General features: G+C 50.1%; 1 protein-coding gene. It reads left to right on the top strand.

From position 1 onward, the window contains the following. Positions 1-1,358 (top strand): VCBS domain-containing protein (locus L1076_RS26825; protein WP_237304877.1); only part of this gene is annotated, 1,358 nt, incomplete at both ends.

The raw sequence follows: 1,358 nt of genomic DNA, 5'->3' as shown, positions 1-1,358 counted from the left end.
TCATCGTGGATGATAAGCCGACCATTACCGATGTCGATGCGATTACCGTTGATGAAGATGATTTAGGTACGATTGGCTCAGATCAGACTGACCCGATTTCAATCGATGGCAACTTCACCACCACACAAGGCTCTGATCGGGTGGTGAGCTATCAGCTCGATGCTTCTGCAACACCAGTGGCTGGACTCACATCACAAGGCGTGGCAGTCACGCTGATTGAAACCGCAAACGCTGATGGCAGCTTTACTTACGAGGCGACAGCGGGCTCTGAAGCGGTCTTTACGCTGACAGTGAACACTGATGGCTCTTATAACTTCACGCTTGAAGGGCCAATCGACCACGCAGTAGATAGCGATGAGTTGACGCTCAACTTCCCAATCATCGCGACCGACTTTGATGGTGATACCACAAACGCCACGATCCCTGTGACGATCGTGGACGATAAGCCAGTGATTACTGACGTCGACGCCATTACGGTTGATGAAGATGATCTAGCTTCAATTGGCTCAGACCAAAGCAATCCAATTTCTATTGATGGTAACTTCACCACCACACAAGGTTCAGACCGAGTGGTGAGCTACCAACTCGATGGCACATCAACACCAGTTGACGGTTTAACATCGCAGGGTGTAGCGGTAACGCTAACAGAAACCGTAAATGGTGATGGCAGTTTTACCTATGAAGCAACAGCGGGCTCTGATGCGGTCTTTACGCTGACAGTGAATACTGATGGCTCATATAACTTCACGCTTGAAGGGCCAATTGATCACGCTGTTGATAGTGATGAGCTGACACTGAACTTCCCAATTATCGCAACCGACTTTGATGGCGACACCGTCACAGAAACCATTCCAGTCACGATTGTTGATGATGTACCGACCATCACAGCGGTGGATGCGTTAAGTGTCGATGAAGATGACCTTACCGGTGTGGGTTCCGACCCTGGCGGCGATCTGTTCGTTGAAGGTGCGTTTACCACCACTCAAGGCTCTGACCGAGTGGTGAGCTATCAACTGGATTCAACCGCTGATCCTGTTGCGGGGCTAACGTCTCAGGGTGAGGCGATTACCTTGGTGGAAACCGCGAATGGTGACGGCAGCTTTACCTATGTTGCGACCGCAGACGGCAATCCTGTCTTCACGTTGAATGTAGCAACAGATGGTACGTACGACTTTACGCTGCAAGGCCCGATTGACCATGCCGCCAACAGCGATAGCCTGACGTTTGATTTCCCTATTATTGCCACCGATTTTGATGGTGATACAACTTCGGCAACCATTCCAGTCACGATCACGGATGATGCGCCAATCATCGATAATGTTGTGCCTCTGGCTGTAGACGAAGATGATTTATCAGGT

The sequence above is a fragment of the Vibrio sp. MMG023 genome, assembly GCF_021654215.1.
GTDB lineage: Bacteria > Pseudomonadota > Gammaproteobacteria > Enterobacterales > Vibrionaceae > Vibrio > Vibrio jasicida.
This window is presented reverse-complemented; position numbering and strand designations above follow the sequence as displayed.